The sequence below is a fragment of the Niastella sp. genome, assembly GCF_045805085.1.
GTDB lineage: Bacteria > Bacteroidota > Bacteroidia > Chitinophagales > Chitinophagaceae > Niastella.
Map to the genome: position 1 here is coordinate 1 of NZ_JBJMLX010000071.1, position 22,929 is coordinate 22,929.

A 22,929-nucleotide genomic window follows, 5' to 3' on the forward strand; every position below is an offset into this window, starting at 1 on the left:
GGCATAGCCTGGTTATGAGCGACTCTATGGTCACCGAAAAGTTCTGGATCGATCAAAGCGGCTTCAAAGTAGAACGCCGCTTCAAGTTGAAAAGTGGTAAATGGTTCCTGGTGTATTACGACGACATAAACATGTAACAACTATTATAAACCTTCACACCATTCTTCCATGCGAAAAAACTGGCCTTATTTCATCGTAGCGTCGTTCCTGAATGCCGTATTGATAACCGGTGCCTTCATTGAATTTAAATTACGCGGTATTGCTGGTGCTGAAATTCCGGCCCCGCAACCCACCTGGTACGAGATCAACCCCCTTGTGTTTACCAGTGGCATTTTCTTAATAAGCTTCCTGGTTATTATGGGAATTATAGTCATTAAAGACCTGGTGGGCGGCATTAGTAAAAAGCTGCATGCCTTTAATGGAAGCCTGGCAAACCCACAGCCCACCGCAGTGGCCAACCCGTTTGATGTGGCATAACCCAATTAGCGTAGGTTTGACAATTGATATTCATCATTTGTCTTATATTGCTGCCCAAACGATGTTCCATAATGAAGATCTATTGCTGGCTTTTACTCCTCTTTGCCCAAATCACGCTCGTTACTGCACAAAGCAACAAATCCATATACCTCTTTAGTTACTTCAAAGGCAATGGTGAAGATGGCTTGCACCTGGCCTGGAGTGCCGACGGGTTGAAATGGACCTCATTGAAAAATGACAGTTCCTTTTTAACGCCCACCGTCGCAAAGGATAAACTCATGCGCGACCCATGCGTCATTCGCGGGGCCGATGGGCTTTTTCATATGGTTTGGACGGTAAGCTGGAGTGAAAGGACTATTGGGTATGCTTCTTCCAAAGACCTCATTCATTGGAGCCAGCAACAAGCGATTCCCGTGATGGAACACGAACCTTCCGCCCTCAATTGCTGGGCGCCCGAGATCTTTTACGACGATGCCAGCAAACAATACATGATCTATTGGGCTACTACCATTCCCGGCCGTTTTCCCAAAGGCGATACCGCCAGCGACCATAACCACCGCATCTATTATGTAACTACCAAAGACTTTACAACCTATACCAAAGCAGCTGTTTTATACGACCAGGGGTTCAATGTAATCGACGCCACCATTCAAAAGAATGGCAGCCAGTACGTGATGTTCCTGAAAGACGAAACCCGCTATCCGCCGCAGAAGAACCTGCGCACTGCCACCAGTACCACGCTCACCGGCGGTTACAGCGCACCTTCTGCCCCCATTACCGGGAATTACTGGGCTGAAGGACCCACCGTGCTAAAAAAAGGCAACCAATGGATCGTATATTTTGATAAATACCGCGATCATAAGTATGGCGCCGTTACCAGTACCGATCTGGTTCACTGGACGGAAATATCTGAGCTGCTGGAAATGCCTAAAGGGATCAGACATGGAACGGTGGTGGTTATTACGCAGAATGAATTAGATAAATTGTTGAAAGAAGGCAACAAGAAGTAGGCAGGCAAAGGGCAAAGGGTCCTCCTACGCTAAAGCTTGCGCCTCCGCTAAAGCTTCAGCGACACGCGGACGGCGGGCGAAGCCAGAGAAATGAAAAAGTCGAGCCCTCGACTTCGCTCAGGGTCTCTTTAACTTGTCAACCCCGTCAACGCTATCAACTTATATTCCTGGTTAACTGGTCAACTGGTTAACTGGTCAACCCTTTTAAGGCGCAGGACACAACAGGATAGTACCCCACCCGTTTCCCCTAATTTTACAAGCATTAATGCTTGCAAGCTCATGACGAAACGGTTGACTTTATTGAATTTTGCACTACTTATGGGTATTGCCTGTGGTTTAGTTATTACTACCGCCGGTCAGGCGGTTACGGAGGGTAAGCATGCTGATGACAAAGAACCCGCCTGGGTAAAACAAACAGGCGCCCGCAAATTCCCCTCCGCAAGAAATAAATTCTCAGTAAATCAATACGGCGCCAAACCAGATGCCCAAACGCTGAACACCAAAGCCATTCAGGCCGCTATTGACGCCTGCGCCAAAGCAGGTGGCGGTACGGTAGTTTTTGCGCCCGGCAGCTATGTTACCGGTGCGCTGTTTGTAAAAAGCAAGGTGCAGCTGCAGATAGATAAAGGCGTGGAATTGCTCGGCAGCCAGCATTTTGAAGATTATCCCGAAATAGATACCCGCATTGCCGGTACTGAAATGAAATGGCCTGCCGCCCTGATCAATGTGATCGGCGCCACCAATGCGGCTGTTACCGGTGAAGGATCCATCAATGCGCGGGGAAAATTCTGCTGGGATAAATACTGGGCCATGCGAAAAGAATATGAAGCCAAAGGGTTGCGCTGGGCCGTTGACAACGATGTTAAACGTGCACGCACTATACTTGTACAAAATTCAACAGATGTTTCTATAAAAGGCATCACTATCAAAAACGCCGGTTTCTGGACGGTGCAGTTGTTGTATTCCGCCTACGTTACTGTAAATGGCGTGGTGATCCGCAATAATGAAGATGGCAAGGGACCCAGTACCGATGGGATTGACATAGATTCCTCCACCTGGGTGCTGATCGAAAATTGCGACATCGACTGTAATGATGATGATTTCTGTTTAAAAGCCGGTCGCGATTGGGATGGCTTACGTGTGAACAAACCCACCGAATATGTGGTCATCCGCAATTGCATGGCGCGCAAGGGCGCAGGTTTATTAACGCTGGGCAGCGAAACCTCGGGTGGCATTCGCCATGTATACGCTACCAACTTATATGGCAAGGGAACAACCAATGGGTTGCTTATAAAATCAGCTACCACCCGCGGCGGTACCATAGAAGACATTCATTTCCGCAATATCCAAATGGACAGCGTAGGAACAGCCTTCTCATTTACCTTGAACTGGAACCCTGCTTACAGTTATGCCAAACTACCCAATGGGTATAATTACGACTCTTTGCCAAAGCACTGGAAGGTAATGCTCACCAAAGTGGAACCTGCTGAAAAAGGCATCCCGCATTTCAAAGACGTATATGTGTCAGATATAAAAGCAGTGGGTGTAAAGAAAGTGGTAAATGCAGGCGGCATGAAAGAATCGATGTTACAGAATTTCCATTTCAACAATGTAAACGTGCAGGGCAACAGCGCCGGTGCTGTTGATTTTGGGGAAGGATGGGTATTCGATAACGTAAGCATTATTGGTGCAGATGGGAAGAAATTACAAGTGAGTAATTCTGAAAAAATGAAGTTGTAATAAGTTCATAAGTTATTAGGTTATTGAGTTCGTGAGTTAAGAACTAAATAACTAACAAACTCAAAAACTAAGGAACTATGCCATTTAAGAAACGAATTGCTTTTGTCATTTCCACTATGCTGGTTATAAACGTATTTTCTCAGCAGAAAGCAACTATCCAGATCAATTTCGAAAAAGAAACCGGCGACATGAAACCCATCTGGGCCTGGTTTGGTTATGATGAACCGAACTATACTTATATGAAAGATGGCAGGAAGTTGTTGTCGGAGATTGCGGCGTTAAGTCCTGTTCCCGTATATGTGCGGGCCCATAATTTACTGACCACCGGCGATGGAACGCCGGCATTGAAATGGGGGTCTACCAACGCCTATACGGAAGATGCCAATGGTAACCCTGTTTACAACTGGACGATCACCGACAGCATTTTTGATACCTACATAAAACGGGGGATGAAGCCGCTGGCGCAAATAGGGTTTATGCCTGAAGCATTATCGAGCCATCCACAACCCTATAAACACGACTGGAAACCGGGACAACCCTACAGCAAGATCTTTACGGGTTGGGCATACCCGCCCAACAATTATAAAAAATGGGCGGCGCTGGTGTATGAATGGGTAAGCCATTGTGTAAGCCGATATGGAAAAAAAGAAGTGGAAAGCTGGTACTGGGAATTATGGAACGAACCCAATGGCGGCAATGGTTACTGGAAGGGAACCGTACAGGATTATTGCAAATTATATGATTACACCTCAGATGCACTGAAGCGCGCCTTGCCATCGGCACGTATTGGCGGTCCGCATGTAACGGGACCATCAGGCAGTGGCGCTGCACAATTCCTGAAAACATTTTTACAACACTGCAGCAGCGATACCAATGCCGCCACAGGCAAAATGGGGGCGCCGCTCGATTTTATTGCTTTTCATGCCAAAGGTGCGCCCCGCATGGTGAACACCCATGTGCGCATGGGCATCAGCAACCAGTTGCGCGATATCAGCAGTGGGTTCGAAATAGTATCCTCCTTTAAAGAATGGGCGCATTTACCAATTGTAATAGGAGAAAGTGATCCCGAAGGTTGTGCCGCCTGTGGCATGGCCACAAACCCCGAGAATGCCTATCGCAATGGTACCATGTATTCATCTTACACGGCTGCTGCCTTTGCCCGAAAATATTTACTGGCCGATTATTTTAAAGTGAACCTGCTGGGCGCCGTGTCCTGGTCATTTGAGTTTGAGAACCAACCCTGGTTTTATGGCTTTCGCGACCTGGCCACTAACGGCGTTGATAAACCGGTGCTGAATGTATTCAGGATGTTTGGCATGATGAGCGGAAAACGGGTGGCCGTAACCAGTGACCAGATGTATCCTTTATTCAGCATCCGGGATTCGGGGGTACGGAAAGAAACCACTGATATTGGCGCCATCGCCGCAAAGGGCGGTCATTCGGCCACGGCCATGATCTGGAATTATCACGACGATGACACCACCGGCCAACCCGCAACAGTGGTATTGCAATGTGCCGGCCTTACCGGTAAACAGGTTACCCTGCAGCAATACCGCATCGATGCAGATCACAGCAACTCCTATGAAGTGTGGAGGAAGATGGGCTCGCCGCAACAGCCCAATGCTGAACAGGTAGCGCAATTGGAAAAAGCCGGCCAACTGGAGCAAACCGGCGCCTCAAAGGAAACTATAAAAAACGGGTTATTACAGCTGAACATGCAACTCCCCCGACAGGGAATCGTCTTTATAAAGATGAGTTGGTGATATCTTGATTTTCCAGTAAGGGTAAGCTGTTTTCAAATCGTTCTATAACTAAATGCCGACAACTCCCCCCAATGGAGGGGGCGGGGGAGGCCTTAAACCGCCATATGAATAGAATCTTTTTTTTCCTGGTAACCTTGTTCTTACCCGCAACCATGTTTTCCCAGCGCCAGATGGAATTCCTCAACAGAGGGCTTATTGCTGTGCCCGATGGGAAAGGACATGTGTTTGTAAGCTGGCGTATGCTGGCGACCGATGCAGATAACATTGCCTTTAATCTCTACCGCACCAATGATAATTCCAAAGTCAACCGGCTGAACACAAAACCAATAACAGCCGTAACTTCCTGGGTCGATGAAAAAGCAGACTCCACGCAATCCTATACTTACCAGGTAGCAGCCATTGTGAATGGTAAAGAAATAAAAGACGCGCGTACGTATATTTTGAAAGCCGGTGCGCCTGCCTATCTCTCTATTCCCTTAAAAACGCCCGCCGGTTATGCGCCCAATGATGCCAGTGTAGGCGATCTGGATGGCGATGGTACGTATGAGATCATTTTACACCAGGCAGGTAAAGGCCATGATAATTCGCAGAATGGCATCACTGATCCACCCATCTTTCAGGCTTATACGCTGGAAGGGAAATTACTGTGGGAGATCAACCTGGGCCGGAACATTCGTGAAGGCGCACATTACACGCAGTTCATGGTGTATGACCTCGATGGCGATGGCCGCGCCGAGATTGCGATGAAAACAGCCGATGGCGCCATCGACGGACTGGGAAAAGTAATTGGCGACTCCACAAAGAATTATGTAAACAACAATGGCCGCATTCTCGATGGCCCTGAATACCTCACTATCTTTGATGGCCGTACCGGCGCTGCATTATATACAACCGATTATGTACCGGCACGTGGCCGCATAGACGGTTGGGGTGGAACAGGAGGAAATGGTCGTAATGACAGCTATGGCAACCGCGTGGACCGTTTTCTGGCCTGTGTGGCTTATCTCGATGGTGTGCATCCCAGCCTGGTGATGTGTCGTGGCTATTATGGCCGTAGTGTACTGGTCGCCTGGGACTGGAAAGACAATAAACTCACCCAACGCTGGGTGTTTGATACAGAAAAAGGCTATCCCGACTTTGCCGGTCAGGGTAACCACAACTTAACGGTAGCTGATGTGGATGGTGATGGAAAAGATGAAATTATCTACGGACAAATGACCGTGGATGACAATGGCAAGGGCATGTACACAACCGGTATCGGTCATGCTGATGCGTTACACGTCAGCGACCTTGACCCCGACAGACCGGGTAAGGAAGTGTTCAGTACCCAGGAACGTTTTGGGGATGCCGGCGCTAACTTCCGCGATGCCAGAACCGGTGAAGTGATCTGGAAGAAGGCTTCGGTGAAAGCTGGTGAAGATGGCGAAGGGCCTGGCCGGGCATGCGCCCTGGATATTGATCCCCGTTATAAAGGGTATGAATGCTGGGTAGCCGGCGCGGGCATCACTGGTTTGTTTGATTGCAAAGGAAACAAGATCGCCGAAAAAACGCCCCCCTGCAATATGGGTATTTACTGGGATGGCGATGTGTTGAGCGAAATATTGAATGGTACCCTGGTGGGCAAATGGGATTATAACAATAGTGTTGTTACCAAAATGCTCGATGCAAAGGAGTATGATTGTCAGCATAACAATGGCACCAAATCCAATCCCTGTTTGTCGGCCGATATCCTCGGCGATTGGCGCGAAGAAGTGATCTACCGCACCCGCGACAACCAGGAACTGCGCATCTTCTCTACGACTATTCCTACCACGTATAAATTCTACACCCTGATGCAGGACCCGCAATACCGGCTCAGCATCGTTTGGCAGAACGTAGCGTACAATCAACCTCCGCATCCGGGATTTTATTTCGGCGAGGGTATGAATACACCACCGCATCCATCGATCAGCATCATTGAACAACATAAAAACGACAATGCAAAAAATAAATAGCATGACAATCATTAATAACCGCCGTAACCTCGTCCGTTCACTCACTGTGATCGGATTGCTGGTGTTTGTTTCTTCCTTCGTAGTTTGGCAATCACACAGGCACACGATCTACATCATTGGCGATTCTACCGTAAAGAATGGCGATGGCACCGGCAAGCAGGACCTGTGGGGCTGGGGCAGCTTTATGGCCGACCGGTTCGATACAATCCGGATAAGTGTGGAGAATCACGCTATTGGCGGCAGAAGCAGCCGTACTTTTATAAATGAAGGCCGTTGGGACCGTGTGCTGGAAAAATTACAACGGGGCGATTATGTTATTATGCAGTTCGGACATAATGATAGCGGTCCGCTCGATGATACGGCCCGTGCCCGTGGCACTATAAAAGGCATTGGCGAAGACAGTACTGCCATTTATAATCCCATTCTTAAAAAGAACGAAGTAGTGCATACCTACGGCTGGTATATGCGTAAATATATTCAGGATGCAAAAGCCAAAGGCGCCATCTCCATCGTATGTTCACCCATTCCCCGGAATATTTTTAAAGATGGCAAGGTAGAACGGGCCAATACCAGTTATGGCAAATGGGCCGAGGATGTAGCCAAAGCCAATGGCGCCTTCTTTATTCCGTTGAACGACCTCATTGCCGATGAATATGATAAACTGGGTCCCGATTCCGTTAAACATTTCTTTCCCGGCGATCATACCCATCCTAATAAAAATGGTTCCATGCTGAATGCAGATATGGTAGTGAAAGGGATCCAGGGCCTTAGAAATAACGACCTAAAAGAATACCTGAAGAAATGATGAAACTTAAACATAAAGGTGGGTCACCCTCTAAAGGGTGGCTCACCTTGAAGTGGCTCACCTTTTTACTGATTATATTAAGCAATCTGGCATCGGCCCAATCCATCTCATTGGCCGGTGACTGGCAATTTCAGATGGATCGAAACGATGTGGGCATTCAGGAGCAATGGTTCAATAAAAAGCTGGCAGATAATATCAAGTTGCCCGGTTCCATGCTCACCAATGGCAAAGGCGATGACGTAACGCTGCAAACAAAATGGACCGGCAGTATTTATGACAGCAGTTGGTTTTTCAACCCACGGATGGAGAAATACCGGCAGCCCGGTAATTTGAAATTTCCTTTCTGGTTAACGCCGGCAAAATATTTTGTGGGTGCTGCCTGGTATCAAAAGGAAGTAACCATTCCCGCCAACTGGGCGAAGGAAAACGTTGAATTGTTCCTGGAAAGATGTCATACCGAAACCATGGTTTGGGTAGATGGCAGAGAAGCAGGCATGCAAAATAGTCTGGTAGCGCCGCATGTGTATGATCTTACAACCATACTATCTCCCGGTAAACATGTGATCACTATTCGCGTTGATAACCGTATTAAAGCAATTAATGTAGGTCCTGATTCACATAGCTTAACCGATCATACCGAAGGAAACTGGAATGGCATTATTGGTAAAATATTGTTGGAGGCTGCTCCAATAGTGCATATAGAAAATATTCAGGTGTATCCTGATGTAGCCAACAAACAGGCCATTGTGGTAGTGACATTAAAGGGTCAACAGGAGGATAATGCGAAGGTAACGTTGGGGGCTACGGCTTTTAATACGAAAGTAGCGCATCAGGTGCCAGCGATCGCTTCATCAGTGACATTGAATAAGGATACGCTGACCACACAACAGTTTACTTTGCCAATGACTGATAAAGTGCAGTTGTGGGATGAATTTAATCCGGTTTTATATAAACTTCAATTAACGCTGCAAACACCCGGTGGAGAAAAGCAGACAAAAGAAGTTGTGTTTGGCATGCGGTCATTTAAAATCGTTGGTACCGGTTTCACCATTAACGACCGCCCGGTGTTCTTACGCGGTACGGTGAATAACTGCGAATTTCCATTGACCGGCTTTCCACCGATGGATGAAGCCAGCTGGATAAAACTGTTCAATACAGCCAAAGCACATGGGTTGAACCATATGCGTTTTCACAGCTGGTGTCCGCCCGAAGCAGCCTTCAAAGCAGCTGACCTCACCGGCTTTTATTTACAACCCGAAGGTCCGGGCTGGGTGAATCATGGCACTTCCTTAGGCGATGGCAAACCCATTGACAAATACATGTATGAAGAAACCGATCGCATGGCTGGTTGGTATGGCAACTATGCTTCGTTTTGTATGGAAGCGGTGGGTGGCAACGAACCCGCTGGCAGGAACCAGGTAAAGTTTCTTACAGAAATGATTCACTACTGGGAAGCGAAAGATAAACGCCGGGTGTATACCGGTGCTTCCGTTGGCAACAGCTGGCCGTTAGTTCCTGAAAATGAATATATGGTAAAAGCCGGCGCCCGTGGATTGAACTGGGTGAACGCACGTCCGGAAAGCGATTCTGATTATCATGCCTCCATACAAAAATTCAATGTGCCTTACGTGGTGCATGAAATGGGACAGTGGTGTGCATTCCCCGACTTCAATGAAATAAACCGGTTCACCGGTGTATATAAAGAAAGGAATTTTGAATTATTCCGCGAGTTGCTGGCCGAACATGGCATGGCTGATCAGGCCAATGATTTCCTGATGGCCAGTGGGAAATTGCAGGTGCTGTGTTATAAAAATGAATTAGAAAAGGCCATGCGCACAAAAGGGCTGGCTGGTTTTCAAATGCTGGGTCTGCAGGATTTCCCTGGTCAGGGTACCGCGCTGGTAGGGATGTTGAATGCTTTATGGCAGGATAAACCATACATCACGCCGCAACAGGTAAAGCGCTTTTGCAATGCCGTGGTGCCGTTGACCCGGATGCCTAAATTTGTGTACACCAATAATGAGAAATTGACGGCACAGGTAGAACTGTTCAACTATGGCGCCAGTGAATTAAAGAATGCCGTGATAAACTGGGTGATAAAAGACAGTACAGGTAAAGTACTGGCAAAAGGTACGTTCGATAAAAAAGAGTATGCTCTTGGCAATTGTTTGCCCGTTGGTACTATTGACTATCCGTTGTCGGCTATCAAAACGCCCATGCGGTTGAACCTCGATATCTCTATAGCAGGAACTGAGTATGGAAACGACTGGAATGTATGGGTTTTCCCACATACGATTCCTGAGGTGGCCGGTAACAGCAATGTATATTTTTGCGATACACTCAATGAAAAAGCTGTTTCCCTGTTGCAAAATGGCGGTTCAGTGTTTTTAATGGCAGCCGGAAAGATCCAGAAAGGAAAAGAAGTTGTAAATTACTTTACCCCCGTATTCTGGAATACCAGCTGGTTTAAAATGCGTCCACCCCATACCCTTGGCATTGTATGTGATCCCAACCATCCCGCTTTTAAAGATTTTCCTGCCACCGGCTACAGCGATCTGCAGTGGTGGGATGTGGTGAATAAAGCCCAGGTAATGCACCTGGAAGATTTTCCCAAAGGGTTCAAGCCTGTCCTGCAGCCAATAGATACCTGGTTCATCAACCGGAAGTTGGCCTTGTTGCTGGAGGCTAAAGTAGGAAAAGGTAAATTGTTGGTGTGCAGTATTGATTTTCATGATCTGGAAAACAGGCCGGCTACGGCGCAATTGTCGTACAGTTTGTTAAAGTATGTGCATTCAAAGTCGTTTAATCCTACATCAACAGTGGAGTTATCGACTATCCAGGCGCTGTTCAACGAACCTTCGCGCGAAACCTGGAATGGCTATACAAAAGACAGTCCCGATGAATTGAAACCTAAAGTAAACTAAGCATACTATGTTTGATAGAATGAGACTATTATTAGCTGGGGCGTTATTGCTGACCACTTCATTACAGGCGCAAAAAGCGCCTGCTAAAAAAGACGTGCTGGCCGCCATGCGTTTGACCAACCAGTATTTCATGAATAAGTGGCCCGATGCGGGTAAAACCATTGTCACCAATAAAGAACGGCCCAGCAACATCTGGACCCGCGCCGTATACTACGAGGGGTTGATGGCTCTGTACAGCATCGATAAAAAGAAAGAATACCTGGACTATGCCATTGACTGGGGCGCCAAACACAACTGGGGGTTGAATGGTGGAATTAAAAACCGCAATGCCGATAACCATTGCTGCGGTCAAACCTATATTGACCTGTACCTGCTTGATAAAAAAGAAGAACGCATTAAAGATATAAAAGCGTCTATCGACTCCATGAAAGCTACATCTAAAATAGATGACTGGAGCTGGGTAGATGCCCTGCAAATGGGCATGCCTGTTTATGTACGCCTGGGTAAATTATTCAACGATACCAGCTACTACAACCGCATGTATGAAATGTATGCCTACACCAAACACAAACATGGCGATAATGGCTTGTACGATCCCATTGGTCATCTTTGGTGGCGCGATAAGGATTTTGATCCTCCTTATAAAGAACCAAACGGAGCCAGCTGTTACTGGAGCCGTGGCAATGGCTGGGTAGTAGCGGCATTGGTGCGCACGCTGCAAATGCTGCCTAAAAGCGATCCGCATTACAATGAATACATGCAGGATTATAAAGACATGCTGAAGGCCCTGATCCCCTTACAACGTAAAGATGGTTTCTGGAACGTAAGCCTGGCCGATTCTACCAACTATGGCGGTAAAGAGTTAACCGGTACTTCTTTGTTTGTATATGGCATGGCCTGGGGCATCAACAACAATCTTATTGATAAAGCAACGTACAGACCCATTATGCTGAAAGCATGGAATGCGCTGGTGAAAGATTGTGTTCACCCCGATGGGATGCTGGGTTACGTACAGGGAACAGGTAAAGAACCAAAAGATGGACAACCTGTTACCTATGATCATATTCCTGATTTTGAAGATTATGGCCTGGGCTGTTTTTTACTGGCCGGTAGCGAAATGTATAAATTGAAAAACTAATAAGCACTATACGATGAGGAGGAGAATAGTGCTGTTGCTGACAGGGATGGTGTTTTCAGTGGGGATGTTGGCGCAGCAAACCGCAGGTAATTACCAGTCGGGTTTTAAACAGGAAGGCAACCGTTTTTATTTTACCAATACGGGCAACAAAACCATTATTGAGTTTTGTACGCCTTCCATGTTCAGGGTCAGAACCAGCTGGACAGGCAGTTTTGCCGATAACGAACCCTGGATGGTGAAACAATATAACTTTCAACCGGTAGCCGTTACTGCAAAACAAAATACCGGAGATTTTTTATTGACTTCTTCCGGTCTAAAAATAAAGGTGAACAAATCGCCTTTTCGCATTGAAGTATATAATGCGAAGAACGAGTTGTTGTCGGCAGACAACGGCAGCTATAAAAATGCAGATACGGTAGGTTGTATAAAAAAGCTGGGCGCCGATGAACACTTCTTTGGTTTTGGTGAACGCATGGATTTCTTAGATCGCCGCCAGAAGAAATTGACGCTGAACGTAGGGCGGGGAACAGGTTTGCCCCATGCGGTGGGCGCTTATAATATCCTGGAAGCAAATTATAGCCCCGTGCCGTTTTTCATGAGCACAAAAGGCTATGGTATATTCTTTCACAACGCCTATCCCACCACGTGGGATATGGGTGCTTCCAATGCACAGGCATATAGCTTTAGTGCGGGTGGGGGAGAACTTGATTACTACTTTATGGTTGGGCCAACATTTCCTGAACTGTTGATGGATTACACCACACTGACCGGTCGTTCGCCTTTATTGCCCAAATTCGCATTGGGGTTGCATGTAGGCACCTACTCAGGCGGCACCTGGGGATATGAACAAAATACTTCTGACCAATATGTAATTGAACTGGCGCGCAAGCTGCGTGAAATGGGTATTCCCGCCGACTTGTTATGGCTGGATAGCACCTGGCGCATTTTTGGTAAAACCGGTGGCAAGGGTGCTACTTCTTTTGAATGGCGCGAAACCTTTAAGAACCCAGCCGCCATGTTCGACAGCCTGTATGCAATGCATTACGGTATGGTAGGATTGCATTTACGCCCGCGTTTTGATAATGGCAACAAATTGGAATTGCTGGATACCGCACAAAAATTAAAGTATACCTATCCGGAAGGGAATTATGCCGGTGAGTTTGTAAACTTCTTCGACAGCAATGCAGTGAACTGGTGGTGGCAGCACGGCGTATTACGCGTAGCTTCCATTGGCGCCAAATTCCTGAAGACGGATGAAGGCAGCGCTTTTGGCGCCCTGGCCAACGAAAGCGAAAAAACAGGGCCGCAGGGAAAAGAGATCGCCGCCCTGCACAACGTATTTCCCATTGCTTATGCCAAAGGGGCTTTTGAAAAATTCCAGCAATACAATGGCATTCGTGGACTGAACCATACCCGCGAAGGCTATGCTGGTATTCAACGCTATCCCTTCATTTTTGCGGGTGACTGGCCCAGTGAGTGGCAGTATTTTCAACCGGTAATTACTGCGGGGTTGAATATTGGGGTTTCCGGCGTTGGTTACTGGACGCATTGTATGGGCGGATTTGAACACCAGGCCGATCCTGAGCTCTACATCCGCTGGGTGCAGTTTGGCATGTTTAGTCCGCTGGCCATGGTGTTTGGCATGGACCATCCGGGTTATAAAGAACCCTGGAACTATGGTGATGACGCCCTGCGCAATTTTAAAAAGTACGATTCAATCCGCTATAGTTTGTTGCCCTACCTGTACAGCACCTCGTATGAACAGTATAAAACGGGGATGCCGATGATGCGGGCATTGGTGCTGAATTATCAGCATGATGAGAATGTATATAACATTACCGACCAGTATATGCTGGGCGATAACCTGATGGTATGCCCGGTTACCACCAAAGGCGCTCAAACAAGAACGGTATACCTGCCCCAAGGTAACTGGTATAATTACTGGACGGGTAAACCCGTTGCCGGCGGTCGTTACTGGAATGTAGTAACACCATTGGATTCATTGCCCCTGTATGTAAAAGCAGGCAGCATTATTCCTTCCCAACCCGTAATGAAATATGTAGATGAAAAACCGGTGGATGCCATCACTCTGGATGTATATCCCGGCCCGGATATTGAATTCAATTTATATGAAGATGATGGCAAAAGTCTTAAGTACCAACAAGGAGAATTTGCTGCAACTAAAATTACTGCCATCGGAAATGTAATTACAATTAATAAACCCAGCGGAAAATTCACCCCCGCTCCACATAGCTGGATAATAAAACTGCATTCGAACAAAAAGCCTGCTGCCATTACTGAAAATGGCAAGCCTGCGAACTGGAGTTACGATGAACTAAATCAGCTGGTGTTAATTAAAGTAGCTGCCGATAACAGGAGCGAGGTTAATATAAAAGTGAATTAAAGATTTTACCTGGTTAACTGGTCAACTGGTTAACTGGTCAACTGGTCAACTTGTACCCTATAAACCAAAATGCCCCGACATTACTGTCAGGGCATTTTTATTACCGTTGAAATAGCTATCTACCAGAACTTCACATACAATGCAGTTAACAGGATCAATGTAGTTACTATTAACGCAATGGTGCGAGGTTGTAATTTCATCATACTCTTATCGGTCACAAAGGCTTTCGGATTTACTTTTGGTCCGGCCAGGCTGATACCGATCATGGTAGCCACTGTTATCACAAACGACCAACCCATGTTAATGAGGAATGGAATTTCAGTAACAGCTACAGGCAAACCATCTTTACCAGGTACTTCATATGTGTAAGCGGTATATAACCAGGTTTCTTTACCAAAAAGACCAACCGCATAGTTGTTGAAGAATACGGCGAGCACAAATCCAAGTATTACACCTACTACAGCTGCCGTACCAGTGGTACGTTTCCAGAACATACCCAGCAGGAACATGGCGAATACACCCGGGCTGATAAAACCGGTGTATTTCTGAATGAAGGTAAAACCACCCTCACCACCAATACCCAACAGGTCTTTCCAGGTAAACAGGATAGCCAGGATGATGGCGGCCAATACAGTATAGCGGCCGGTGATCACCAGTTTCTTTTCATCAGCCTGTTCTTTAGCAATATATTTTTTAAAGATATCCAGCGTAAAGATGGTAGAGATACTGTTCAGTTTTCCGGCGAGGGAAGCCACAATAGCGGCCGTAAGAGCAGCGATCGACAACCCTTTCAACCCGGTGGGCAAAAAGCCCAGGATGGCTGAATAAGCGCCGTCTTTTCCACCAGTGAAACCAGGCAGTTGATGGTGTTTATATAATACGAATGCAGCAATACCAGGCAGCATTACAATGATGGGCATCATCAGTTTCAGCAAACCGGCAAACAGGATACCCGTACGGGCAGTTTGCAGATCGGCGCCCAGGGCGCGTTGTGTGATGTACTGGTTGCAACCCCAGTAGTTCAGGTTCACGATCCACTGACCGGCGAAGTACATGGCAATACCCGGTAACACCACCCATTTCTGAATGTCGAGGTTAAGTGGGGTGCCAATTGTTCCCGTTGTGGCCGCCGGTTTGGGTAAGATCATTTTAAAGTGTTCGGGCGAATCGTTCATCAGGGCTTTAAAGCCGGCGATGGCGCCGCTGCCCGCGCCTAATCTTTCACCTACTATTGATAAAGCGAGGTAAGTGGTAGCCAGGCCACCGATGATTAGAACAGCTACCTGAATTACGTCGGTATAACCAATTACTTTCATGCCGCCCAATGTGATGATCAACGCAAAAACCGACAGGCCGATCATGAGCATGTGCAGCATGTTTGAGTATTCCGGCGTGCCTAATTTGGCTTCGCTCACCAAACCGGTGATGGCGGTGGCGCCCAGGTATAAGATAGAAGTGAGGTTTACCAGGATGTACAGGAATAACCAGAAGATGGCCATGATCAATGCCACCGAATCATTATACCGCGTTTTCAGGAACTGCGGCATGGTGAAAATGCGGTTCTTCAAATACACCGGCATGAACCAAACGGCAATAATTATCAGCGCTACTGCAGCGATCCACTCATAGGCCGCTACCGCGGTACCCACAAAAAAACCTTCACCACTCATGCCAATAAACTGTTCGGCAGAAATATTGGAGGCAATGAGCGAAGCGCCAATGGCCCACCAGGTAAGTGAACCTTCGGCCAGGAAGAATGCTTTGGAGTCGTGTTCCTGGGTTTTTCTTTTTCTATATACATAGAAGCCATAACTGGCTACCAGTATGAAGTAGAGTACAAAAATTACGTAGTCAATTGACGAAAGCGTGTTCATAGCGGGCTGCAATAGTTTTTTAAAATGAATGTTGGTTGTTTAGAAGCTTTTGGCCTATTAAATTCTGAAAGAACTTCATAAGTGAAGTTCTTTCAGAAAGCGGCTGCAATATGTGAATTTATTTTTAAATAGAATGACGATAATAGAGATCATTCCATCTTAATTGATTCTTAAGATCGTACAGATTGCTGTTTTTGCCGATCAGTAAATACTCAACGCCTGCCATTTCAGCAAAATCTTCCATATGTTCTGCTGTCAGGTTCTGGCTGTAACCGGTGTGGTGAGCGCCACCCGCCAGGATCCAGGCTGCACAACCTGTTTTCATGTCTGGGTAGGGTTTCCACAGCACACGCGCTACCGGCAGTTTTGGCAGGCTTTCGATAGGGTCAACAGCCTGCACTTCATTTACGATGAGGCGGAATCGGTTGCCCATATCAACGATAGAAGCATTTAAAGCCGGGCCGGAGCCAGCATTGAATACCAGCCGTACAGGATCAGCTTTGCCACCGATACCCAGCGGATGTATTTCAACAGTTGGTTTGGTGTTGGCAATGGAAGGACAAATTTCCAGCATGTGTGAACCCAGCACCAGTTGGTTATTGGGGTCAAAATGGTAGGTATAGTCTTCCATGAATGAGTTACCACCCTTTAAACCGGTTGCCATTACTTTCATGGCACGTACCAGGGCAGATGTTTTCCAGTCGCCTTCGCCGCCAAAACCGTATCCTTCCGCCATTAAGCGTTGAGAAGCGATACCAGGCAGTTGCACCATGCCATGCAGGTCTTCGAAAGTATCGGTAAAGCCTTTGAAATTTCCGGCTTTCAGGAAGTTGCGCATGCCGATCTCTATCTTCGCTGCATCTTTCAATGCGCTGTGGCGGTCGCCGCCTTTGCGCAGGGGTGCCTGTACGGTGTATATTTCTTCATATTCAGCTACCTGTTGCACAATGGCGCTGTCGCTAACATCATTGATCACTTTCACCAGGTCGCCAATACCAAAGCCATTTACGGAATATCCAAATTTCAGTTCAGCTTCTACTTTATCGCCTTCAGTTACCGCTACCTGGCGCATGTTATCGCCAAAGCGACAGAAACGGGCGTTTTGCCAATCGTTCCAACCAGCAGCAGCGCGCATCCAGATAGCTACGCTTTTCACTACTTCTGATTCCTGCCAGTGACCAACCACCACTTTACGGTTCAGGCGCATGCGGCTAACCATAAAACCGAATTCGCGGTCGCCATGGGCGCTTTGGTTCAGGTTCATGAAGTCCATATCGATGCTGCTCCAGGGAATATCGCGGTTAAACTGGGTATGCAGATGTAACAAAGGTTTTTGCAACACTTTCAATCCACCGATCCACATTTTGGCGGGAGAGAAGGTGTGCATCCAGGCAATGATACCAATACAGGTAGTAGTAGTATTGGCTTCCTGGCAAACCTGGTAAATTTCTTCAGGCGATTTTACCACAGGTTTAAACACTACACGCACCGGGATAGCGGGGTCTTTATCAATTGACCGTGCAATTTGGGTTGAGTGTTCGGCAACCTGTTTCAGGGTTTCTTCGCCATACAGGTGTTGACTTCCGGTTACAAACCATACTTCCAGTTTTTTCAAATCTTCCATAAATGGGTCGTTTAGTTGGCAATCGTCATGTGACGGTGCTATGTTTAGTGATAGAGTTTTTTTTCGTTTTCTACTTCCTACTTCTTACTTCTGCATTTCACTTCCTCATTTCTCCTGCCTACTGTCCGTAATAAGCATCTTTTCCATGCTTGCGCTGCCAGTGCTTATCGATCAGGGCGTCTTTCAGGCGCGGGGCTTTCGGGTTGATCTGCTCGGTGAGGTAGGCCATGCGGGCTACTTCTTCCAGTACGGCGGCGTTATATACGGCTTTGTCGCCATTCTTACCCCAAGCAAAAGGAGCGTGGTTGCCTACCAGTACCATTTCCACTTCTTCGTATGATAATTTCCGCTCATTGAAACAATTGATGATCTGGTAGCCGGTTTCATATTCGTAGTTTCCTTTAATCATTTCGTCGCTCATAGGCGGCGCACAGGGAATGTCTACAGTGTTATGATCGGCATGGGTAGTGCCAAAGATGGGAATATCGCGTTGCGCCTGGGCCCAGGCAGTAGCGTAGGTGCTGTGTGTATGTACAATAGCGCCTATTTTTTCCCATTCTTTATATAATACGGCGTGTGTTTTGGTGTCGCTCGAAGGGCGCATATTGCCACTAATGATCTTACCATCAAAGTCAACGATAACCATTTCATCGGGTACCAGGTCTTTGTAGGGAACGCCACTGGGCTTAATGGCAAAAACGCCAAGGCTTCTGTCGGCTACGCTTACATTACCAAAGGTGAAAAGAATCAGGTTTAACGCTGGTAATTGCATATTGGCCTTGTAACAGGCTTGTTGTATATCTTGATACTTGCTCATATTTGAGAAAAAGTTACCGGTTGCCGGTTCCCGGTTTACCGGTGACCAGTAACTGGTAACTATTTATTAGTTTGATAAAACTGCTTCTTTTGATTTAACAGCGCCTTCTATAAAACCACCAAGCTTTTGGTATTTGTTGTAGCGTTTTTGGTAAAGGGCTACTTTGTTCTTGTCGGGATAGTAGGTAGCATCGAAACCCTGACCCATGGCATCCATGGCGTCTTCCACCTTATTATAAATACCGGCTGCAGTAGCGGCAAACATGGCGGCGCCAAGGGCGCAGGTTTGTTCTGATTGATGAATACGGATAGGCATATTCATAACGTCGGCCATCATTTGCATAATGAACGGCGATTTTTTGGCTACACCGCCCAGGCCGATCAACCCTTTTACAGGAACGCCTTCGTTGTTAAAGCGGTCAACAATGGCTTTGGCGCCAAAGCAGGTAGCTTCTACAATGGCCCTGAAAATACGGGGCGCATCACTGCCGAGATTAAGACCGGTAATAGCACCTTTCAGTTCCTGGTTGGCATCGGGTGTACGACGGCCATTGAACCAGTCAAGCGCCAGTTCGCTGTTTTCATCTATGTGCAGCAACGCTGCCTGTTTGCTTAGTTCAGGGATCAGCTTATCGCTTATTTCATCGATGATGGCTTTGGCAGTTTCTGTATTTATAATGGTTGACTGCGCCAGTACATGTTGCAGTGGCCAGGCCAGCACCTTTTTGAACCAGGCGTAGGCATCGCCGAATGCACTTTGACCGGCTTCCAGTCCCATCATGCCAGGCAGAACGGAGCCGGGTACCTGTCCGCAGATACCTTTTACCAGTTTGCCTTCCACTTCGCTCAGCGGGGCTACCAGCATATCGCAGGTAGAAGTGCCCATTACTTTACTCAGGTGGTAGGGCTCAATTTGTCCGCCTACGGCCCCCATGTGCGCGTCAAAAGCGCCAACACCGATCACCACATCGGTTGAAAGGCCCAGTTTGGCGGCCCATTCAGGACTCAGGGTGCCGGCTGCTTTATCGGAAGTATAGGTGTTGGTGAAAAGTCTTTTGGTAAAACCTGATAACAATGGGTCCAGATCGGTAAACCATTGATCGGGTGGTAAGCCGCCAAACTCAGCTGCCCACAGGGCCTTGTGGCCTGCGGCGCATACGCTGCGTTTCATGGCAGCAGCTTGTTTGCCACCAGTTAGTACAAAGGGGATCCAGTCGCAATGCTCCACCCACGAATAGCAGGCTTCGCGAATTTCCTTGTCTTCGCGCAGGATGTGTAACAGTTTTGCCCAGAACCATTCAGACGAGTAAATACCGCCTACGTATTGCAGGTAGTTGATGTCGTACTTTTCAGCATGGGCGTTGATGGCGGCCGCTTCCGGAACGGAAGTATGGTCTTTCCACAACACAAACATGGCGTTGGGATTTTTCTCGAACCGTGGTAACAGGGCGAGTGGGGTACCGGTTTCATCTACCGCTACGGGGGTAGAACCTGTAGTATCCACCGAAATGGCCCTGATGTTGGCCGTTATCGAAGGACCTACCTGCAGCAGGCAACGGGTAATGGTTTGCTCCAGGCCTTCCAGGTAGTCAAGCGGATGTTGCCTGAACTGGTTTACGCCCGGGTCACAATACAAACCATCTTTCCAGCGGGGATAATAAAAAACTGCTGATGCAACTTCCTGCCCATTGGCAGCGTTGGCGATGATTGACCGCACAGAATCAGTGCCATAGTCAACCCCTATTACATAATTTTCTTTTTTCATATCGGCAACTAAAACAAGTAAGTTTTTATTGACAGATCCAGACCGGGTTTAGGGTTTCCTGCCAGCAAAGATACGGCGTGAATTGCCCTCTATGTCTATTTTGTGTCAAAATAACACTTAAAGTATGAATTCTCAAAAATTACTTCTCGGGATATTGGGGTAAATATGTACTGGAAAACAGGGGGGCTAATAGATTTAGCGTTTTTTTAGATGCATTATGGCTGAAAATGGGGCTAATTCGTTAAAAGTAAGCCAGATAAGAAAAAGGGCAGAGGGCAAAGGCAAAAGTGAAAACGCCCAAGTTCGACCTGTAAACAGATAGCCGTTACTCCCTTTAGTGCGAATACGTGCAATCTGCAACGTGTAACTGGTGACCGGAACCCGGTAACCGGCAACTAAATCCTCTTCGCCAAAAAAACGACACTTGCCTCCAAAAAGCACCGGATGCCATCCATAAGAAACCGGTAATACTAAAAAATCCAATTTGGGATCCAGTTGAATACAGTGAATCATAAAAAGCAGAATGCCATTTCCTGCAAAGGAGAATGGCATTCTGCTTTTTGAAAGGCAATTATTTATATCCGGCCGTAAGAACCCTTAGCCTTGTAGTTATTTTCACATTTTTCTTCCAGCTTTGTAACCTTTCATTGAATAGTAAAGGATGTACAAATAGCAGGGCAGCATACAAATGAAGAAGGCCTGGTGATTGGGGATCCTGTCTTTCAGGTTTCCATAAATTAAAGGAATTATGGCGCCACCGGCTATACCCATTATCAGCAATGCAGAACCGGTTTTGGTAAACTTGCCCAGTTTATCAATGGCCAATGGAAAAATGGCAGGCCACATCAGAGCATTGGCCAGGCCTAACAGGGCTATAAAGGTGATAGCAGTATACCCTGATGTAAAAAATGCGGCAAAAGAAAAGAGAATACCCAAACTAGCCGATGCCTTTAATGCTACCTGTTGAGAAATGTATTTGGGTATAGTGAAAATACCGGTAACATAGCCTGCCAGCATGGAAATAAGCGTAAATGTTGTAAAGTATTTGGTTTTATCGAGGGGCATGCCCATAGATTTACCGTATACGCCAATTGCATCGCCAGCCATTACTTCAACCCCCACATATACAAAGATGCACAAAGCGCCCAACAACAAATGCGGGAATTGCCATATGCTGGTTTTGTTGCCTGCTACGTTTGGTTCGGCAGCTGTTTTATCTTCTTCGATCTGAGGTTCGGGCAGCGGTGATTTCAGCAAAGCAAATGCCAGTAAGGTCAATGATACCGCCAGTACTACATACGGCATGATCACTTTACCTGATAATTCGTTCAATAATTGCTCTTTTTCTGCAATATTGGTAGTTGCATCGATCCTTTTTTCCAGCACCGTTGCATTGCTCAATAAGATCGCGCTTAAGATAAGCGGACTTATGATCCCGGCTATCTTATTGCAAATACCCATGATGCTGATGCGTTTGGCGGCGCTTTCAATAGGGCCAAGGATACTGATAAAAGGATTGACAGCTGTTTGTAACAGGGCCAGCCCCATACCCTGAACAAATAAACCGGTTAAAAATAACCCAAAGCTTCTTTCTTTGGCCGCAGGGATAAAAATAACTGAACCAACTGCCATTACCAGTAAACTTAAAACCATTCCATTCTTAAAACCTGTTCGTTTAATGATAAATGATGAAGGCAGGGCAAGAAAAAAATAGGCCATATAAAAAGCCGTTGTCACAAGAAATGCCTGACTGCTTTTTAGCTGGCATACGAGTGTTAAAAATTGAATGAGGCTGCCATTAAGCCAGGTAATAAACCCCAGAATAAAGTACAAAAAGCCAATGATGAAAATGGCTGTTGTGTTCGTTCGTTGGGTTGGTACAGGTACAGCAAGGGGGTTAGCAGTAGTCATGGTTAAATTGTTGAAATAATTTGGTTAAACGAGGTGGATTTTGCATTGTATTGTTGTAACAGCACGGCCTGGTTTTGAGCCCTGATAAAATTGTGGCCTTCATACCGGGCGCCGTAATATACGTCGTTATTTAGATAGTCGGTTAAAAAGCGTAATGCCTGCATATAGATCATGAACTGACCGGCATAAACAAAATGCTGTTTCTCTGTATCGGTTAATTCAGTGCGCAGTTCCTCCATATAGCCGCAGGCAATAGCGGCAAAAAAATCATCCCGGATGGTAATCAGCTGTACGTCCTTTTCTTCCTCACTCACCGGCGACAAATATGTCCGCATCATATCGCCTACATCGCTGATGAAGTAACCCGGCATTACTGTATCGAGGTCGATCACGCATAAGCCTTTGTGCTGATCGTCGAAAAGCACATTGCTGATCTTGGTGTCGTGATGAATAACCCGCAAGCGAAAGCGGGGATCATTTTTAATGTGCTCATAGGTTTGCACCAGGTGTTGCTGTTGTTGTAAATAGTTGATTAATGCTGCCGCATCCTGTATGCGCTGCGGATTGCCATTTATTAATGCAGTAGTAAACTGCTGGTATCGTAACGACAGATCGTGAAATTGCGGAATAGTGATCTTTAACAAACGGGTATCAAAACCACTCAGCAGATGGGTAAACCGGGCA

At 46.7% G+C, this 22,929-nt stretch carries 16 protein-coding genes; 9 read left to right on the plus strand and 7 right to left on the minus strand.

The window, feature by feature from the left end:
* Nucleotides 1–168 precede the first annotated feature (168 nt).
* The 9 genes from ACJ751_RS03230 (at nt 169) to ACJ751_RS03270 (ending at nt 14,255) form a co-directional block, all read left to right on the plus strand.
* Nucleotides 169–477 carry a hypothetical protein gene (locus ACJ751_RS03230; protein WP_407743933.1) on the plus strand — a complete coding sequence of 103 codons (309 nt, stop codon included), beginning with the start codon at nt 169–171 and terminating at the stop codon, nt 475–477.
* A 71-nt stretch (nt 478–548) separates the two neighbouring features.
* A complete protein-coding gene (locus ACJ751_RS03235; RefSeq protein ID WP_407743934.1) occupies nt 549–1,487 on the plus strand; it encodes a glycoside hydrolase family 43 protein in 939 nt (312 codons plus the stop codon).
* 279 nt (nt 1,488–1,766) lie between these two features.
* On the plus strand, nt 1,767–3,227 hold the full coding sequence (locus ACJ751_RS03240; protein ID WP_407743935.1) for a glycoside hydrolase family 28 protein: 1,461 nt from the start codon (nt 1,767–1,769) through the stop codon (nt 3,225–3,227).
* 77 nt (nt 3,228–3,304) lie between these two features.
* Nucleotides 3,305–4,990: a GH39 family glycosyl hydrolase gene (locus ACJ751_RS03245; protein WP_407743936.1), complete on the plus strand. Its 1,686-nt coding sequence runs from the start codon at nt 3,305–3,307 to the stop codon at nt 4,988–4,990.
* Between the two features lie 104 nt (nt 4,991–5,094).
* Nucleotides 5,095–6,984, plus strand: coding sequence for a rhamnogalacturonan lyase (locus tag ACJ751_RS03250; protein WP_407743937.1), 1,890 nt, complete (start codon nt 5,095–5,097; stop codon nt 6,982–6,984).
* A 1-nt stretch (nt 6,985) separates the two neighbouring features.
* Complete coding sequence (locus ACJ751_RS03255; protein ID WP_407743938.1) at nt 6,986–7,789, plus strand: rhamnogalacturonan acetylesterase; 804 nt, start codon at nt 6,986–6,988, stop codon at nt 7,787–7,789.
* On the plus strand, nt 7,786–10,713 hold the full coding sequence (locus tag ACJ751_RS03260) for a sugar-binding domain-containing protein (protein WP_407743939.1): 2,928 nt from the start codon (nt 7,786–7,788) through the stop codon (nt 10,711–10,713). The genes ACJ751_RS03255 and ACJ751_RS03260 overlap by 4 nt, the downstream gene beginning before the upstream one ends.
* A 7-nt stretch (nt 10,714–10,720) precedes the next feature.
* Nucleotides 10,721–11,851, plus strand: a complete 1,131-nt coding sequence (locus ACJ751_RS03265; RefSeq protein ID WP_407743940.1) for a glycoside hydrolase family 88 protein — start codon at nt 10,721–10,723, stop codon at nt 11,849–11,851.
* Nucleotides 11,852–11,864: 13 nt separating this feature from the next.
* Nucleotides 11,865–14,255, plus strand: coding sequence for a glycoside hydrolase family 31 protein (locus ACJ751_RS03270; protein ID WP_407743941.1), 2,391 nt, complete (start codon nt 11,865–11,867; stop codon nt 14,253–14,255).
* A 119-nt stretch (nt 14,256–14,374) separates the two neighbouring features.
* Here the strand turns inward: ACJ751_RS03270 and ACJ751_RS03275 are convergent, their stop codons facing one another.
* The 7 genes from ACJ751_RS03275 to ACJ751_RS03305 form a co-directional block, all read right to left on the minus strand.
* Nucleotides 14,375–16,129, minus strand: coding sequence for a sodium:solute symporter family transporter (locus ACJ751_RS03275; RefSeq protein WP_407743942.1), 1,755 nt, complete (start codon nt 16,127–16,129; stop codon nt 14,375–14,377).
* 124 nt (nt 16,130–16,253) lie between these two features.
* Nucleotides 16,254–17,753 carry an L-arabinose isomerase gene (gene araA, locus ACJ751_RS03280; RefSeq protein WP_407743943.1) on the minus strand — a complete coding sequence of 500 codons (1,500 nt, stop codon included), beginning with the start codon at nt 17,751–17,753 and terminating at the stop codon, nt 16,254–16,256.
* Between the two features lie 118 nt (nt 17,754–17,871).
* Entirely contained in the window at nt 17,872–18,570 is a 699-nt protein-coding gene (locus ACJ751_RS03285) for an L-ribulose-5-phosphate 4-epimerase (protein ID WP_407743944.1), read from the minus strand.
* 66 nt (nt 18,571–18,636) lie between these two features.
* Complete coding sequence (locus ACJ751_RS03290; protein WP_407743945.1) at nt 18,637–20,334, minus strand: ribulokinase; 1,698 nt, start codon at nt 20,332–20,334, stop codon at nt 18,637–18,639.
* A 195-nt stretch (nt 20,335–20,529) separates the two neighbouring features.
* Entirely contained in the window at nt 20,530–20,886 is a 357-nt protein-coding gene (locus ACJ751_RS03295) for a hypothetical protein (RefSeq protein WP_407743946.1), read from the minus strand.
* Between the two features lie 63 nt (nt 20,887–20,949).
* Nucleotides 20,950–22,245: a sugar MFS transporter gene (locus ACJ751_RS03300; RefSeq protein ID WP_407743947.1), complete on the minus strand. Its 1,296-nt coding sequence runs from the start codon at nt 22,243–22,245 to the stop codon at nt 20,950–20,952.
* Between the two features lie 2 nt (nt 22,246–22,247).
* On the minus strand, nt 22,248–22,929 hold a 682-nt coding region (locus ACJ751_RS03305; protein WP_407743948.1), incomplete at its 5' end, for a phosphotransferase enzyme family protein.

What these genes read in the sequence shown, in the direction of transcription:
- ACJ751_RS03265 (WP_407743940.1), top strand. Translation starts at nt 10,721, where the DNA reads ATGTTTGATAGAATGAGACTATTATTAGCTGGGGCGTTATTGCTGACC.
- ACJ751_RS03245 (WP_407743936.1), top strand. Translation starts at nt 3,305, where the DNA reads ATGCCATTTAAGAAACGAATTGCTTTTGTCATTTCCACTATGCTGGTT.
- ACJ751_RS03290 (WP_407743945.1), bottom strand. Translation starts at nt 20,334, where the DNA reads ATGAAAAAAGAAAATTATGTAATAGGGGTTGACTATGGCACTGATTCT.
- ACJ751_RS03255 (WP_407743938.1), top strand. Translation starts at nt 6,986, where the DNA reads ATGACAATCATTAATAACCGCCGTAACCTCGTCCGTTCACTCACTGTG.
- ACJ751_RS03250 (WP_407743937.1), top strand. Translation starts at nt 5,095, where the DNA reads ATGAATAGAATCTTTTTTTTCCTGGTAACCTTGTTCTTACCCGCAACC.
- ACJ751_RS03295 (WP_407743946.1), bottom strand. Translation starts at nt 20,886, where the DNA reads ATGCCATTCTCCTTTGCAGGAAATGGCATTCTGCTTTTTATGATTCAC.
- ACJ751_RS03230 (WP_407743933.1), top strand. Translation starts at nt 169, where the DNA reads ATGCGAAAAAACTGGCCTTATTTCATCGTAGCGTCGTTCCTGAATGCC.
- ACJ751_RS03240 (WP_407743935.1), top strand. Translation starts at nt 1,767, where the DNA reads ATGACGAAACGGTTGACTTTATTGAATTTTGCACTACTTATGGGTATT.
- ACJ751_RS03275 (WP_407743942.1), bottom strand. Translation starts at nt 16,129, where the DNA reads ATGAACACGCTTTCGTCAATTGACTACGTAATTTTTGTACTCTACTTC.
- ACJ751_RS03270 (WP_407743941.1), top strand. Translation starts at nt 11,865, where the DNA reads ATGAGGAGGAGAATAGTGCTGTTGCTGACAGGGATGGTGTTTTCAGTG.
- ACJ751_RS03235 (WP_407743934.1), top strand. Translation starts at nt 549, where the DNA reads ATGAAGATCTATTGCTGGCTTTTACTCCTCTTTGCCCAAATCACGCTC.
- ACJ751_RS03300 (WP_407743947.1), bottom strand. Translation starts at nt 22,245, where the DNA reads ATGACTACTGCTAACCCCCTTGCTGTACCTGTACCAACCCAACGAACG.
- araA (WP_407743943.1), bottom strand. Translation starts at nt 17,753, where the DNA reads ATGGAAGATTTGAAAAAACTGGAAGTATGGTTTGTAACCGGAAGTCAA.
- ACJ751_RS03285 (WP_407743944.1), bottom strand. Translation starts at nt 18,570, where the DNA reads ATGAGCAAGTATCAAGATATACAACAAGCCTGTTACAAGGCCAATATG.
- ACJ751_RS03260 (WP_407743939.1), top strand. Translation starts at nt 7,786, where the DNA reads ATGATGAAACTTAAACATAAAGGTGGGTCACCCTCTAAAGGGTGGCTC.